We start from the raw sequence: 15,775 nt of genomic DNA, 5'->3' as shown, positions 1-15,775 counted from the left end.
GGTCAGGAGCGGGAGGCGTTGGTGCGGGTGTGCCGTTAGGGGTGTCGCGGTCGGCGGGTGCGGGTTTCGTCGTGGCTGGTCGCGCCCACGCGGCGGAGCCGCATGTCGACACAGCCCCGCGCCCCTGGGGCATGCGGCTTCGCCGCTGCCCCGTCGCGCGCCCCTGAGATGGCGCACGAAGTGCGCCTTTCAGGGGCGCGGGGAACTGCGCGACCAGCCACGACGAAACCCGCACCCGCCGGACGCCCCCGCCTTCGTCGGCACCACATGCGGGGCGTCCTCTCGTCTCTCCGTCCTCGCTCCGTCGCGAGCTGCTGATCACTCTGCCCCGCACCATTAGGTGCTGTCCAAGACCAATAGCGACCCCGATTAAGACGCTATCCAGCAAGATCCGGGGCGTCCGGCGGCGTCGGAAGGACCTCTTCCGCCACCCGGAGGACCGCTTCGAGCGCCGCCGAGGTGTTGCCGGTGCGCCAGCCCAGGGCGATCGGCAGCACCGGTACGTCGTCCCCGGCGAGCGGCCGGAAGACGACGTGCTCCAGATGGATGTTGCGCGCGGACTCGACCACGACGGCCACCCCGACACCGGCGCCCACCAGGGCCAGCATGTTGTACGAGTCCGGCGCCTCCTGCGCGATCCGGGGCGCGAACCCGGCGTCGTGGCACGCCTGCACCATCGCCTCGCGCACCGCCGACTCCCGGGAGAGCGGGAACGTCACGATGGGCTCGCCCGCGAGCTCGCGCACGGGGACCTCGGCGCGGTCCGCGAGAGGGTGGCTGTCCGGCAGGGCGAGCACGAGGCGCTCCATGCGGACGACGCGGGCGGTGATGCCGCGCCGCACCGGCAGCGCGACGAACCCGACGTCGAGGCTGCCTTCGGTGACCCTCCGCAGCGCCTCGCCCGTATACATCTGACCCTCCAACACCAGCTCGATGCCGGGGAGTTGGGAGGTCACGGCCCGAGTGAGCAGGGGCAGCGCGGAGTAGCTGCTGGCCCCCGCGAAGCCGACCGTGACCCGGCCGACCTCGCCGAGGTGGGCGGCGCGCACGGTGCGGCGCACGGCGGAGGCGTCGGCGAGCAGCCGCCGGGCCGGCTCCACGAGGGCCTGCCCGGCGGGGGTGAGCCGGACCGTGCGTGTCGTCCGCTCGAAGAGCTTCACCCCGAGGTCGCGCTCGAGCAGCTTGATCTGCTGGCTGAGCGGTGACTGCGCGATGTGCAGCCGTTCCGCTGCGCGGCCGAAGTGCAGTTCCTCTGCGACGGCGACGAATCCTGACAGGTGACGTAGCTCCACGGGGCGACGATACGGCGGGGCGTTGTCGTCTGCGGGTGAGTGGGGGCTGGTCGCGCAGTTCCCCGCGCCCCTTCGGGGCGCCCCTTAGTCCCTGGGCAACCCAAGAATCCGTTCCGCCACCACGTTCAACTGCACCTGCGTGGTCCCGCCGGCGATCGTCAGGCACCGCGACATCAGGAATCCGTGCAGCGCCCGCTCCCCCACGCCCTCCCTCACCGCGCCCTCCGGGCCGAGCAGCTCGAGCGCCAGCTCGGCGACCTTCTGCTGGTGCGGCGTCTGTACGAGTTTCCTCACCGAAGCCCCCGGCCCCGGCTCCGCCCCGGCCACCTGCCGCATCGTCGTCCGCAGCCCGATGCAGCCCAGCGCGTGTGCCTCCGCCGCGAGGGCGCCCACGCGCGCCCGGTACGCGCCGTCGAGGGAGCCGGCCCGGGCGATCAGTGCCTCCAGGCCCGTGTCGAATGTCAACTGGTCGGCCATGTGGACCCGTTCGTTGCCGAGGGTGTTCCGGGCGACGCGCCAGCCGTCGTCCACCTGCCCCACCACGGCGTCCGCGGGAAGCAGCACGTCGTCGAAGTACACCTCGTTGAAGAGCGCGTCCCCGGTGATCTCCTTCAGGGGCCGTACGTCGATGCCCTCGGTCCGCTTCATGTCGACGACGAAGTAGGTGAGCCCCTTGTGTTTGGGGGCGTCCGGGTTCGTGCGGGCGAGCAGGATGCCGTGGTCGGCCCACTGGGCGGCGCTCGTCCACACCTTCTGCCCGTTGACGCGCCAGCGCCCGTCCTCGGTGCGCTCGGCCTTCGTGCGCAGGGAGGCGAGGTCGGAGCCCGCGCCGGGTTCGGAGAAGAGCTGGCACCACAGGAGGTCGCCGCGCAGGGTGGGCAGGAGGTAGCGGTCCCGCTGCTCCGGGGTGCCGAAGGCGAGGAGCGAGGGGACGACCCAGGTTCCGATGCCGAGGTCGCTGACGCGGACGCCCGCGGCCGTGAGTTCCTGCTGCACGGCGAGCTGCTGGACCGGGCCCGCGCCGAGCCCGTACGGCTCGGGCAGATGGGGCGCCGCGTATCCGGTGGGCACGAGGGCGCGGCGCGCGGCGGCCGGATCGAGACCCCGCACCTCCCGCACGGCCTCGCGGGCCCGCACCTTGAACTCCTCGGCCTCCGCGGGCAGTTCGAGGCGCAGCTCCCGCCGCGCCCCGCCCTCCGCGAGCCGTACCGCCCTGAGCCGGTGCGCGTCCCCCGCGCCGAGCAGCTGCCGCGCGACGACGGCCCGCCGCAGGTACAGATGCGCGTCATGCTCCCAGGTGAAGCCGATCCCGCCGAGGATCTGGATGCAGTCCTTGGCGCAGGAGTACGCGGCGTCGAGCGCGGTCCCGGCGGCTAGGGCGACGACGAGGCCGCGCCCGTCACCCGACTCACCGTCCCCGCCCATGTGCCCGCCCATGTGCTCGCCCGCTGCGCGCGCCGCGTCCCACACGAGGGCCCGCGCCTGTTCGACGCGTACGAGCATGTCCGCGCACAGGTGCTTGACGCCCTGGAACTGTCCGATGGGCCGGCCGAACTGTTCCCGTACCTTCGCGTACTCGGCCGCCGTGTGCAGCGCCCACGCCGCGACTCCGCAGGCGTCGGCCGCGAGGACGACGGAGGCGAGGTCGCGGACGGTGGCCGTGTCGACGGCGAGGATCCGGGCGGCCGGGACGAGGGCTCCGCGGGCGGTGATCTCCGCGGTGGGGCGTGTGGGGTCGGCGCTCGTGTGGACACGGCTGCTGAGCCCGGGGGCGGTGGCGTCGACGGCGACCCATACCGTCCCGGCGGCGGACTCGGCGGCCAGGACGAGGAGGTCCGCGTCGCCGCCGGACAGGACGGGCGGCGCCACTCCGTCGAGGACGAGCCCGTCGGCCACCTCGACGGCGGTGAGCGTGCCCGTACCGAGAGCGACGGCCCCGATGCGGTCGCCGGACGCGAGGGGCCCGGCGAGGTCCGCCGCGCCCGCGTGGCTGAGGACGAGCGAGGCGGCGGCGTTGGCCGCGAAGGGGCCGGGCAGCGCGGCCCGTCCCGTCTCTTCGAGGACGACCGCGAGGTCGACGAGGTCACCTCCCCCGCCGCCGTGTTCCTCGGGCAGGTGGAGGCCGAGCAGCCCCTGCCCGGCGAGCCCGTCCCAGTGGGCGGGGCGGCCTCCGGCGGCGGGGGCGTCGAGCAGTTTGCGCACTTCCTCGGGCGGTACGGCGCGCGCGAGCCAGCCGCGTACGGCGTCCGCCAACTCCTCTTGCTCCTGCGTGATCGCGATGCCCATGCGGCGCACGGTAGAACACGTTTCAATCTGACGGAAGGTCAGATGCGGATCTCGCGACCCCCGGGCGTGTAATCAAAAGGTAAAAACCGTCAAGACTTCCCCTTGTACGACACCCGTCGGAATAGTCGCCCCGGGTAACAGGTTCACCTTGCACGTACAGACCGCTCGCACGTATCGCACGTACAGACCGCGCATTGCACGTACCAGACCGCGCACCCCCGCCCGCAAGACCCCTCATCTCTGCCTCCGGAGGCCCTACGTATGCCGCAGACGACCCAACAGCCGACCGCGCAACGCGGAATACGCGGAGTCGTCCCCGTACTCGCCTTCGCCGGCATCACCGTCGCGGTGATGCAGACGCTTCTCGTGCCGGTCATCAAGGACCTCCCGGTCCTGCTCGGCACCGCACCCTCCAACGCGACCTGGGTCATGACCTCGACCCTCCTCGCGGGCGCCGTCTCCACCCCGATCATGGGCCGCCTCGGCGACCTCTACGGCAAGCGCCGGATGCTGCTCGCCAGCCTCGCCGTCATGGTCGTCGGCTCACTGATCGCCGGATTCACCAGCGACCTCGTCGTGATGATCGTGGGCCGCGCGCTCCAGGGCTTCGCCATGGGTGCCATCCCCCTCGGCATCGGCCTGATGCGCGACGAGCTGCCGCGCGAGAAGCTCGGCTCCGCGATGGCCCTGATGAGCTCCTCCATCGGCGTCGGCGGCGGACTCGCGCTGCCGCTCGCGGCCCTGGTCGCCCAGCACGCCGACTGGCACGCCCTCTTCTTCGGCGCGGCGGGCCTCGGCGTCGTCGCGATCCTGCTCACCCTCGCCTTCGTCCCCGAGAGCAAGGTCAAGGCCGAGGGCACCTTCGACGTCCTCGGCGCGCTCGGTCTGTCGGCCGGACTCGTCCTCTTCCTGCTGCCGATCACCAAGGGCAGCGACTGGGGCTGGACCGACCCGATGACGCTCGGCCTGTTCGGCGCCGCCGCCGTGGTGCTCGTGCTGTGGGGCGTGATGGAGCTGCGTGTCAAGGCCCCGCTCGTGGACCTGCGCACCACCGCGCGCCGTGAGGTGCTGCTCACCAACCTCGCCTCGATCATGGTCGGTGTCGCGTTCTACGCGATCTCGCTGGTCCTCCCCCAGCTCCTCCAGCTCCCGAAGGCCACCGGCTACGGCCTCGGCCAGTCGATGGTCGTCGCGGGCCTGTGCGTGGCACCGCTCGGCCTGACGATGATGTTCACGGCCCCCGTGTACGCGCGTCTCTCGGCGAAGTACGGCCCCAAGATCACCCTGCTCCTCGGCATGCTGATCATCGGGATCGGCTACGGGTCCGGCCTCGGCCTGATGGACGCCGCCTGGCAGACCATCATCATCTCGGTGGTCGTGGGCGCCGGCATCGGACTCGCGTACTCCTCGCTGCCCGCCCTGATCATCGGCGCCGTAGACGCGTCCGAGACGGGCGCGGCCAACGGTCTCAACACGCTGATGCGCTCGATCGGCACCTCGGTGTCGAGCGCCGTGATCGGCATGGTCCTCGCCAACACCGCGAACCACGTCGGCGGGGCGGCCCTGCCCTCGATGCACGGCTTCCGGATCTCGTTCATGATCGCCACCGGCGCGGTCGCGATGGGCGTCGTGCTCGCCGTGTTCCTGCCGAAGCAGCGCCGGGCCACCCGGCCGCAGCTGCGCGCGAGCAGCGAGGAGGACGCCGCGCTCGCCCGCGCGGAGGAGGTGCTCGGCGGAGGGTTCCGGGGCCAGGTGCTCGACGCGGCCGGACTGCCGGTCGCCCGCGCCAAGGTCACGCTGATCGACCGGCGCGGCCGCCAGGCGGGCGCCGCGCTCACCGACCACGAGGGCCGTTACGCCCTCGCGGTCCCGGACGGCGGCTCGTACGTCCTGGCCGCGACGGCCACCGGACACGCGCCGCGGGCCGCCGCGGCGACGCACCACGGCGAGGACCGGCCGGTCGACGTCGACCTGGCGCTGCAGGCGATCGCCGAACAGGCCGCGCAGGCCGCCCGATAGGCGAACCGGGGCCGCGGGCGGCCCTGCCGAAGACGCGTCGCGCATCCGCGCGGCGCGTCTTCTTGTTGCCCGGGGGCCTGATGCCTGGCGGTTTATCGCGTGGCGGCTTATTGCGTGGCGGTTTATTTCGTGGCGGCGCCGTGGAACCGGCGGCTACCGTCCGCCCCATGCCCGGTCTCACGAGCACGCGCTGACGACTCCGTGGCAGCCAGCGCCCACGGGCGCCTCTAGCCCCGTACGTCAGCCTCGTACGTCAGTCCCGTACGTCGAACCGGGGCTTCCCGTCGAGGAGTTCGGAGACGTCGGTGCCGACGGCCAGTTCTCGCGGTGCGGCGCCCCGCCGGAACAGACGGGCGTCGCACGCGCCCTCCACCGTGGCGCGTTCGCCGTTCACCCGCAGCCAGGAACCCTCGCGGAGCCCGAGCACCGGTACGTCGTTCTCCTCCAGGAACTCGGTGAGGCGCTCCTCGCGGGTCTCGCCCTTGTGGGTGGAGGACGGGTCCGGGTCCAGGTAGTGCGGGTTGATCTGGAACGGGACGAGGCCGAGCGTCTCGAAGGACGGGGGCTGCACGATCGGCATGTCGTTGGTCGTGCGGAGGGTGGGCGCGGCCATGTTCGTGCCCGCGCTGGCGCCCATGTACGGCAGGCCGGACCCCGCCGCCTTGATCAGGGCGTCGCGCAGACCTGTGCGGTAGAGCGTGCTCAGCAGCCGGAAGGAGTTGCCGCCGCCGATGAACACGGCGTCCGCGGCGGCGAGTTCGGCCACCGGGTCGTCACCCTCGTGGACGCCGCGTACGGAGATCCCGGTCCCGTCGAGCGCGCCGCGCACCCGGTCCGTGTAGGTGTCGTGGTCCGCAAGGGCGTACGGCACGAACGCGAGACGGGCCCTGGGCGGCAGAAAGCCGGTGACGGTGTCCAGGGCGTGGGCGAGGTACCCGCGGCCGTGCTGGGTGGAGTTGGAGAGCAGCAGCAGATTCATCTTGGAGTGACTCATTTCAACAGGCGCACATAAAGGTCAGCAGGCGCATATAAAGGTCAGTTGGGGCGGGCCGCGCGGCGCGTGCGCTGCGGCGGGTGGGTGAGGCGCTGCTCCAGCAGACGGGCCGCCTTGCGCAGTGCGTCGAGCCGGTCGCCGGGCCCGTCCGGGAAGCGCTCCTTGGCGGCGCCGAGGCTGAGGCTGCCGTAGGGCTCACGGCCCAGGAACACCGGGACGGCGACCGTGCCGATCCCGGCGTCGTACTCGCCGACCGTCCAGGCGTACCCCTGGGCACGCACGGCGAGGAACTCCCGCTCCAGTTCGTCGGGGTCGGTCACCGTGCGCTCGGTGAAGCGGGCCATGGGGCGGCCGCGGAAGAGGCGGTGGCGCTGCTCGTCGGGCAGGAACGCGTAGTACGACTTGCTGGTGGCGCCCGCGTGCGCCGGGTACAGCTCGCCGACCAGCGGGTAGTAGCGCAGCGGCCCTTCCTTGCCCTCGACGGCCGCGACGCAGCGCATGTGGAAGCTGTCGGGCAGGCAGAACAGGACGGTGTCGCCGGTGGCGGCGCGCAGTTCCTCCAGGACCGGCCCGGCCAGCAGCTCCAGTGAGCCCGAGCGCTCCCAGAGCCTTCCGAGCCGAAGCACGGCCGGACCGATCCGGTAGCGCCGGGTCGCCGGGTCCGAGACCAGGAAGCCGCGCCCCGCCAGCGTCGACAGCAGCCGCTGTGCGACGGACGTGTCCCAGCCGAATTCTGCGGCGACCTCCGTCACGCCCCAGTCGGGCCGGGTTCGCTCGAAGGCGAGCAGCACGAGGAGCGCACGGTCGACGGTCTGCAGGGCCCCGGCCGGTGTCTTCCGGTCCAGCGGGATCTCTGTCACGCCATCTCACCATCCAGACCTTAATTGCAGATAACGGGAAACAGTTGCCGACAACGCTAGCCGATCCCGAATCTGCTGTCAGCACCGGTGGAACCGCGACCGGGCGCCGAGCAGTGAGAGGGACCCCCGCATGCTGAAGTACGTCCTGGATGTCGTCGATCTGCTGGACGACCCCAACGCCGATGGCAAGCGCGCCGTCGCCCATCTCGACTCGCTCGCCGGCCCGGAGGGCTCCGGCGCCGAGGTGACCACGGTGGAAGGCGAGCGCGGATCGACCGATTTCGTCCGCGTCCTCATCCCCGGCGCCCAGGGGCGCAGCCGGGGCGGCAGCGCCCGCACGCTCGGCGTGATCGGCCGGCTCGGCGGCGTCGGCGCCCGGCCCGAGATGACGGGCCTCGTCTCCGACGCGGACGGCGCCGCCGCCGCGCTCGCCACCGCCGCCAAGCTGCTCGACATGCGCCGCAAGGGCGATGTGCTGCCGGGCGACGTCATCGTCGCCACGCACATCTGCCCCGACGCGCCCACCGCGCCGCACGACCCGGTCCCTTTCATGGACTCCCCGGTCGACATCGCCACGATGAACCGGCACGAGGTCACCGACGAGATGGAGGCCGTGCTCTCCATCGACACCACCAAGGGCAACCGGATCATCAACCACAAGGGCCTCGCCCTGTCCCCCACGGTCAAGGAGGGCTGGGTGCTGCGCGTGAGCGAACAGCTCGGCGAGCTGCTCGCGGTCGTCACCGGTGAGCCGTTGGTCACGTATCCGGTGACCACGCAGGACATCACCCCGTACGGTAACGGGGCACATCACATCAATTCGATCCTCCAGCCGGCCACGGCGACCGCCGCCCCGGTCGTCGGCCTCGCGGTCACCTCGGCCGCCGCGGTCCCCGGCTGCCAGACCGGCGCGAGCCACGAGACCGACATCGCCGCCGCCGCCCGCTTCGCCGTGGAGACCGCCAAGGCGTACGGCGCCGGCCGCCTCGACTTCCACGACGCGGAAGAGTTCGACGCCCTCGTGAGCCGCTACGGCTCCCTCGCCCACCTGCAGACCCTCGGCAACGCACCCTCGGAGTCGTGACGCCATGGCCACCAACACCACCACCAAGAAGAACGTGGGCAGCGACGACTACGCGTTGTCCCGGGTCCCTCGCGACCAGCGCCTCGGCTTCTGGACGATGCTGCTCCAGTGGCTCGCCCAGTCGGGATCGATCTCGCAGTTCACGCTGGGCGCCACCATCGGCGTCGGCATGACCTTCAAGGGCGCGTTCCTCGCGTTCACGCTCGGCGCGGTCATCCTCGAAGTGGTGATCTTCGCGATCGGCCTGGCCGGCATGCGCGAGGGCCTCGCGACGCCGATGCTCACCCGCTGGATCGGCTTCGGACGTAACGGCTCCGCGCTGGTCAGCTTCGTCATCGCGGTGAGCCTCGTCGGCTGGTTCGGCGTGCAGAACACGATCTTCGGCACCAGCGTCTCGGCGCTCGTCGGCGGCCCGGCCTGGGTGTGGTGCGTGGCCGCGGGCCTCGCCATCACCGTCCTGGTCATCTTCGGCTTCCGCTACATGGCACTGTTCGCGAAGATCGTCACGCCGCTGTTCTTCGCGCTGGTCGCCTGGTCGGTCACCAGCACCCTGGCCGACCACTCCATCGGTGACCTGATCAGCTCCCCGGCCCCCGGCCCGACGATCCCGCTGGCCGTCGCGGCCACCGCCATCGCCGGCGGCTACATGACCGGCGCGATCGTCTCCCCCGAGATGACCCGCTACAACCGCAAGGGCTCGCACGTCTTCCTGCAGAGCGCCTCCTCGATGATCCTCTCCGAGTACATCGTGGGCCTCACGGGCGTCCTGCTCGGCCACCTGGTGAAGTCCAACCAGGTGTCGCACATCGTGCTCTCCACCTCGGGCGCCATCGGCGTCATCGTGGTCCTGATGTCCACCGCGAAGATCAACGACTGGAACCTGTACGGCTCCTCGCTCGGCGTCGTGAACTTCTTCCAGGTCGTCTTCGGCAAGCGCCTGCACCGCGGCGCGGTCACCGTCGCGCTCGGCCTCGCCGGCACCCTGCTCTCGGCCGTCGGCATCATGACCCACTTCACCGAGTTCCTGTCCGTGCTCGGCGTCGCCATCCCGCCCGTCGGCGGCATCGTCGTGGCCGAGTACTGGGTCGTACGCCGCATGCGCAAGCCGCTCGACGAGACGCGTGAATCCGGCACACTGCCCACGTCGTCGCCGACCTGGGTGCCCCTGTCGATCGTGATCTGGATCGCCGCGTTCTGCGTCGGCAAGTACGTGACCGTCGGCATCCCCGCGCTCAACTCCCTGGCCACCGCCTTCGCCCTGTACTCCGTCCTCGGCCTCCTCGGCCTCGTGCGGCCGTACGGCACCTCCGCCCTGGACGACGAGGACACCACCACCGCCCCCGCCGCCCCCGACGCGACCCCCGTAGGAGCAGCATGACCACCCTCGCCTCCGAAGACGCCCAGGCCGAGGTCGTCGAGCTGTGCGCCGAGCTGATCCGCTTCGACACCTCCAACCCGACGAGCGACGAGCGCGCCTGCGCCCACCGGGTCGTGGAACGTCTCGCCGAGACCGGCATCGAGTCGGTCCTGGTCGAGAGCGCCCCCGGCCGGGCGAACGTCATCGCACGGATCCCCGGCACGGACCGCGAGCGCGGCGCGCTCCTGGTCCACGGCCACCTCGACGTCGTGCCCGCCGACGCCTCCGAGTGGCAGGTGCCGCCCTTCTCCGGCGAGATCCGCGACGGTTACCTGTGGGGCCGCGGGGCGATCGACATGAAGGACACGGTGGCCGTCATGCTGGCCACCGCCCGCCACTTCGCCCGCACCGGCACCCGCCCCTCGCGCGACATCGTCCTCGCCTTCCTCGCCGACGAGGAGGCGGGCGGCAGGTTCGGCGCGCACTGGCTCGTCGAGCACCGCCCCGAGCTGTTCGAGGGCGTCACGGAGGCGATCGGCGAGGGCGGCGGATTCTCGTACGCGCTCGACGGCACCCGGCGCCTCTACCCGATCGAGAACGCCCAGCGCGGCATGGCCTGGATGGAGCTCACAGCGACGGGCCGGGCGGGCCACGGCTCGTCCCCCAACGACGAGAACGCGGTCACCGACCTCGCCGAGTCCCTCACCCGCATCGGCCGCCACACGTTCCCGATCCGCCTCATCGAGCCCGTACGGGCGCTGCTGGCGGAGGCCGCCGCGCTCACGGGCGTGAAGGTCGACTTCGAGGCCGAGGACCTCGACGCGGAGCTGGCCAAGCTGGGCCCGGTCGCCGACTTCATGCAGGTGGTGCTCCGCAACTCCGCGAACCCCACCATGTTCTCGGCCGGCTATCAGACGAACGTCATCCCCGGCAGGGCCACCGCCCGCGTCGACGGCCGCTTCCTGCCCGGCCACGAGCAGGAACTCGTCGACACCATCGACGAGTTGCTCCTGCCGTCCGTGCGGCGTGAGTGGGTCAACCACGACATCGCCATGGAGACCACGTTCGACGGACCGCTCGTCGACGCGATGTGCGACGCCGTGCGCGCCGAGGACCCCGACGGCCACCCGGTCCCGTACTGCAACCCCGGCGGCACCGACGCCAAGGCCTTCACGAAGCTGGGCATCCGCTGCTTCGGCTTCAAGGGCCTCAAGCTGCCGCACGACCTGGACTACGGCCGCCTCTTCCACGGCGTCGACGAGCGCGTCCCGCTCGAAGGCCTGCGGTTCGGTGTCCGCGTCATGACCCGCCTCTGGCAATCCTGCTGACCGAACCGCCACCCCGGGCGGCCCGCCGCCCACCCACCCCCCGCCGCCGCCTTGGGCAGTCTGCCGCCCAAGCCCACCCCTCCCCCGCCGCCTTGGGCAGTCTGCCGCCCAAGCCCACCCCTCCCCCGCCGCCTTGGGCAGTCTGCCGCCTGGGGCGGCAGGGTGGGCAAGGCGGCACCCCGGCGCGGGGCGAGCGCTCACACCCGGCCTCAGCCACCACCCGGGGCGCCCAGAACCCGCCGGGCCCGCGCCGGACGGCGTAGGGCAGCATGTCGCCATGACCACGACCGCCGCCGGACACACCCCCGCCCCCGAGATCGTCGCCGCCTTCGAGGCCGCCAAGGGCTTCATGCCGCTCGACGAGGGACTCGCCCTGTACGCGGCCGCGGCCGAGGCCACCGCGCTCGGGCTGCCGCTCCTGGAGGTCGGCACGTACTGCGGGCGCTCCACGATCCTGCTCGCCGACGCGGCCCGGCAGGCCGGGGTGAGCGCGCTCACCGTGGACCACCACCGCGGCAGCGAGGAGCAGCAGCCGGGCTGGGACTATCACGACCCGGAGACCGTGGACCCGGTCGTCGGCCGCATGGACACGCTCCCCACGTTCCGCCGCACCCTGCACGCGGCCGGCCTGGAGGACCACGTCGTCGCGCTCGTCGGCCGTTCCCCGCAGGTCGCCGCGGTCTGGGGCGGCCCGCTCGGCCTGGTCTTCGTCGACGGCGGCCACACCGACGAGCACGCCACCGCCGACTACGAGGGCTGGTCCCCGCACCTCGCGGAGGGCGGCCTGCTCCTCATCCACGACGTGTTCCCGGTCAAGCTCGACGAGTGGACGGGCCAGGCCCCGTACCGCGTCTACCTCAGGGCGCTGGAGTCCGGCGCGTTCACCGGGGTCTCGGCGACCGGATCCCTGCGCGTCCTGCGCCGAACGGGCCCTGGCATCTGAGCGCGGCGTTAGGCTCCTAGGCGTGTCATACGTAGGTCCGGACAGCGACGGTTTCTTCGACGATGCCGACAACAACGACGACGGCCCGCGGCGGCCGCGCCGGTTCAGCGGTGGTCCGCTGACCGTGACGCTCGCCGCACTCGTGCCCACGGCTCTCGCCGGGTGGCTGATCTGGCAGGTGACGGGCGGCGGCCCGGGCGAGGGCGAGCCCGCGAAGACGCTGCCCGCCGCGAGCCGGTCGTCGACGGCGCGGCAGGACAGCCCCACCCCCTCCCCGTCGAGGTCCGGCGACGACGGGAAGAAGGGCCACGGGTCGCCGAGCGCCACCCCGTCGGCGTCGAAACCGCCCGCCTCCTCGGCCGGGCCCGCCGGGTCCGGCGCCCTCAAGGGCAAGATCATCGTCATCGACCCGGGTCACAATCCGGGCAACTTCCGGCACACCGCCGAGATCAACCGGCTCGTCGACATCGGGACAAATCGCAAGGAATGCGATACGACAGGCACGTCGACCAATGGCGGTTACACCGAGGCCCAGTTCAGCCTCGACGTCTCGCGCCGGCTGCGCACACTGCTCCAACAGCAGGGCGCCACCGTCGAGTTGACCCAGAACGGCGACCGCGCCTGGGGCCCGTGCGTGGACGAGCGCGCCCGCATCGGCAACAAGGCGCACGCCGACGCCGTGATCTCCGTGCACGCGGACGGCTCCGCGGCCGGCAACCGCGGCTTCCATGTGATCCTTCCCGCATCCGTGAAGGCCGGCGCCGCGGACACGACGGCGATCACGGCCCCCTCGCGCGCACTCGGCGAACGCATCGCGGGCAACTTCGTCCGCGCCACCGGCTCGGCCCCTTCGAACTACATCGGCGACGGCACCGGCCTCGACGTGCGCCGGGACCTGGGAGGCCTCAACCTCTCGACCGTGCCGAAGGTGTTCATCGAGTGCGGCAACATGCGCGACCCGAAGGACGCGGCCCTTCTGACGAGCGGCACGTGGCGGCAGAAGGCGGCTCAGGGGATGTCTGACGGAATCGTGAGTTTCCTGCGGGGGTAGTTCCCGGCCTGCGGATCGCGGCAGACACCCCCGGCGCGTGGACGATAGTGTCTCCATACGATGTGGGGCCACCCCCGCGCTTCGCACGGCACAGCAGCGACAGCGACGCCTCCGCCGACGACCTGACGACTGACGAAGGACCTCCTGAAGTGAATATCCGCTCCCTCACTCGAGGCGACGGCGTGGTGATCGGAGCAGCGGTGTTGCTGTTCATCGCCTCGTTCCTCGACATCTATTCGATCGACGGGATCTCCAGCGGCGCAGACCTCCCGAACGCGTGGGAGAGCGCACCGCTCCTGATGAGCGTCTTCCTCGCGGGCATCTTCGCCGCGGTGCTGATCGTCGTCGCCCGCGGGCTGCCCACCGTGCCGAAGGTCGCCGGTCTCGACCTCGGCCAGTTCGGTGTCGCTCTCGCCGTCTTCTCCGCGTGGAGCGCGCTCGGGAACATCTTCGACCCGGCGGGTGGCTTCAACAACAGCGGCCAGGGCACGAGCGGCTTCGGCGCCGGTACCGGCGTGATCCTCGCTCTGATCGCGACCCTCGTGCTCGCGGGTGCCGCCGTCGCCACGCCGCTCGTGCCCGCGCTGAAGGGTGCCCTCGTCGGCGCCCCGCGCCCGCAGGCCCCGCTGCCGTACGGCGCGCAGCCCGCCGGCGGCTACGGCTACCCGGGTGCCCAGCAGCCGGGCCAGCCGTACGGTGCGCAGGCCGGCCAGCCGGGGCAGCCCGGTCAGCCTTACGGTGCGGCCCAGCCGCAGCAGCAGGCGCCCGCGCCGCAGGCCGCGCAGGCCCCGGCCGGCGACTTCTCGCCGTTCTGGTTCGCCGTTCCGGTGCCTCGTCCGCTGTATGCGGAGGACGGGGCGCCTACGCCGATCGCCGAGTTGGCGCCCGGTACGTGGTACCTGGCGGTTGAGCAGCGTGGGCCTGGGCTTGTCGCCCAGACCCAGGATGGTCGCCGGGGTGTGCTGCAGGACACGACCGGGATTCAGCGGGGCTGATCGCTCCTGTTGGCTGCGAGCCGCCTCTGGCTGGTCGCGCCCACGCGGCGGAGCCGCAAATGTCACAGCCCCGCGCCCCTTACGGGGCGCTCTTCTCGGCCCCTCGCCCGTCTTCCGGGTGAGGGGCCGTTGTCGTACAGTCGCCCCCGGCACGTGAACTGACACTGCGTCAGAAAAGGGGATGGCATGCGACTCGGACTCGCGCTCGGGTACTGGGGGCGGGGGCCCGACCCGCATCATCTCGAACTCGCCCGGGAGGCCGAGCGGTTGGGGTACGACTCGGTGTGGACCGCCGAGTCCTGGGGCAGTGACGCGTTCACGCCGCTCACCTGGATCGCGGCGCACACCTCCCGCATCCGGCTCGGCACCGCGATCGCGCAGATGGCCGCCCGCTCCCCCACCACGACGGCGATGCACGCCCTCACCCTCGACCATCTCTCCGGTGGCCGCATGATGCTGGGGCTCGGCCTCTCGGGGCCGCAGGTGGTGGAGGGCTGGTACGGGCGGCCGTTCCCGAGGTCACCGCTGACGGCCACCCGCGAGTACGTGGACGCCGTGCGCCAGGTGCTCCGGCGGGAAGGGCCGGTCGAGGTCGACGGACGCTTCCATTCCCACCCCTACCGCGGCGAGGACGGCACCGGCCTCGGCAAGCCCCTCAAGCCGATCACCCACCCCCTGCGCGCCGGTCTGCCCATCCTCCTCGGGGCCGAGGGGCCGAAGAACATCGCGCAGACGACCCGTATCGCGGATGGCTGGCTCCCGCTGTACTGGTCGCCGACGCGCACGGACGCGTACGAGGCGTCCCTCACCGACCTGCCCGAGGACTTCGTGATCGCGCCGATGGCCCGTGTCACGGTCTGCGACGACGTCGCCGAGGGGCTGCTGCCGGTGAAGGCGATGCTGGGCTTCTACATCGGCGGCATGGGCCACGCCAAGCGGAACTTCCACGCGGACCTGATGGCGCGCATGGGGTACGAGGAGGAGGCCCGCCGCATCCAGGAGCTGTTCCTCGCGGGGCGGCGCGAGGAGGCGATCATGGCCGTGCCGGACGCGTTCGCCGACGAGATCTCGCTCATCGGCCCGCGGGCCCGTATCGCCGAACGGCTCGAACTGTGGCGCAAGGGCCCGGTCACCGACCTGCTCGTCCTGGCCCCGGACCCGCACACCCTTCGGGTCCTGGCCGAGCTCAACTCGTAGCGCCAGACGTCTGCTCAGAGGCTCGGGCATGTTTCGGCGTGCGAGGAAGGGAGACCCGTGCTCCATGTCTCACAGCCGCACGATCCGAGGCACCAACCAAGCCGCGACGATCGTCACGGTCGTCGCCGACATCCTGGCCGCCGTCCTCGGCCTGTGGATCCTGATGTACCTGCTGGACGCGAACCGGGCCAACGACCTGGTGGGGTTCATCCACGGCGCGGCCCGGTGGCTCGCCGGCTGGTCGCACGACCTGTTCACGTTCGACGACGCCTGGGCACGGGTGGTCGCGGGCTACGGCCTGGCGGCCGTGGTGTACCTGGTCGTCGGCCACGCGCTCGCCGACCGCCTGCGCCGCTACTGAACGCGCCC

The 15,775-nt window shown here is 71.9% G+C and carries 13 protein-coding genes; 9 read left to right on the top strand and 4 right to left on the bottom strand.

The window, feature by feature from the left end; all coding sequences use genetic code 11:
- Positions 1-377 precede the first annotated feature (377 nt).
- Together EOT10_RS11290 and EOT10_RS11285 are read right to left on the bottom strand one after the other, a co-directional pair.
- Positions 378-1,292: a LysR substrate-binding domain-containing protein gene (locus tag EOT10_RS11290; protein WP_127827986.1), complete on the bottom strand. Its 915-nt coding sequence runs from the start codon at positions 1,290-1,292 to the stop codon at positions 378-380.
- A gap of 84 nt (positions 1,293-1,376) precedes the next feature.
- Complete coding sequence (locus EOT10_RS11285) at positions 1,377-3,578, bottom strand: acyl-CoA dehydrogenase family protein (protein WP_127827985.1); 2,202 nt, start codon at positions 3,576-3,578, stop codon at positions 1,377-1,379.
- 261 nt (positions 3,579-3,839) lie between these two features.
- Between EOT10_RS11285 and EOT10_RS11280 the strand changes: the two genes are divergently transcribed.
- Positions 3,840-5,597 (top strand): MFS transporter, encoded by a 1,758-nt coding sequence (locus EOT10_RS11280; protein ID WP_127827984.1) that lies wholly within the window; start codon positions 3,840-3,842, stop codon positions 5,595-5,597.
- Positions 5,598-5,850: 253 nt separating this feature from the next.
- Here EOT10_RS11280 and pepE read toward each other — a convergent pair whose 3' ends face one another.
- Positions 5,851-6,576 (bottom strand): dipeptidase PepE, encoded by a 726-nt coding sequence (pepE, locus tag EOT10_RS11275; protein ID WP_127828212.1) that lies wholly within the window; start codon positions 6,574-6,576, stop codon positions 5,851-5,853.
- A gap of 56 nt (positions 6,577-6,632) precedes the next feature.
- Complete coding sequence (locus EOT10_RS11270) at positions 6,633-7,451, bottom strand: IclR family transcriptional regulator (protein WP_127827983.1); 819 nt, start codon at positions 7,449-7,451, stop codon at positions 6,633-6,635.
- Between the two features lie 130 nt (positions 7,452-7,581).
- Between EOT10_RS11270 and EOT10_RS11265 the strand changes: the two genes are divergently transcribed.
- The 8 genes from EOT10_RS11265 to EOT10_RS11230 all read left to right on the top strand — a co-directional run bounded on the left by EOT10_RS11265 (position 7,582) and on the right by EOT10_RS11230 (position 15,767).
- Positions 7,582-8,535, top strand: a complete 954-nt coding sequence (locus EOT10_RS11265; protein ID WP_127827982.1) for a DUF1177 domain-containing protein — start codon at positions 7,582-7,584, stop codon at positions 8,533-8,535.
- Positions 8,536-8,539: 4 nt separating this feature from the next.
- A complete protein-coding gene (locus EOT10_RS11260; RefSeq protein WP_127827981.1) occupies positions 8,540-9,913 on the top strand; it encodes a cytosine permease in 1,374 nt (457 codons plus the stop codon).
- Complete coding sequence (locus EOT10_RS11255) at positions 9,910-11,220, top strand: M20/M25/M40 family metallo-hydrolase (protein WP_127827980.1); 1,311 nt, start codon at positions 9,910-9,912, stop codon at positions 11,218-11,220. The genes EOT10_RS11260 and EOT10_RS11255 overlap by 4 nt, the downstream gene beginning before the upstream one ends.
- Before the next feature lie 277 nt (positions 11,221-11,497).
- Positions 11,498-12,163 (top strand): class I SAM-dependent methyltransferase, encoded by a 666-nt coding sequence (locus tag EOT10_RS11250; protein WP_127827979.1) that lies wholly within the window; start codon positions 11,498-11,500, stop codon positions 12,161-12,163.
- Between the two features lie 22 nt (positions 12,164-12,185).
- Entirely contained in the window at positions 12,186-13,214 is a 1,029-nt protein-coding gene (locus EOT10_RS11245; protein ID WP_127827978.1) for an N-acetylmuramoyl-L-alanine amidase, read from the top strand.
- Positions 13,215-13,363: 149 nt separating this feature from the next.
- A complete protein-coding gene (locus tag EOT10_RS11240; protein WP_127827977.1) occupies positions 13,364-14,209 on the top strand; it encodes a hypothetical protein in 846 nt (281 codons plus the stop codon).
- Positions 14,210-14,395: 186 nt separating this feature from the next.
- Positions 14,396-15,406 (top strand): LLM class F420-dependent oxidoreductase, encoded by a 1,011-nt coding sequence (locus EOT10_RS11235; RefSeq protein WP_127827976.1) that lies wholly within the window; start codon positions 14,396-14,398, stop codon positions 15,404-15,406.
- Between the two features lie 64 nt (positions 15,407-15,470).
- The gene (locus EOT10_RS11230) at positions 15,471-15,767 is read left to right on the top strand and encodes a hypothetical protein (RefSeq protein ID WP_127827975.1); all 297 of its coding nucleotides are present in this window, start codon (positions 15,471-15,473) and stop codon (positions 15,765-15,767) included.
- Positions 15,768-15,775: the final 8 nt, after the last annotated feature.

It is taken from the genome of Streptomyces antnestii (assembly GCF_004005495.1).
GTDB classification, from domain to species: domain Bacteria; phylum Actinomycetota; class Actinomycetes; order Streptomycetales; family Streptomycetaceae; genus Streptomyces; species Streptomyces antnestii.
The sequence above is the reverse complement of the archived record's forward strand: the minus strand, read 5'-3'. Positions and strand labels throughout refer to the sequence as shown.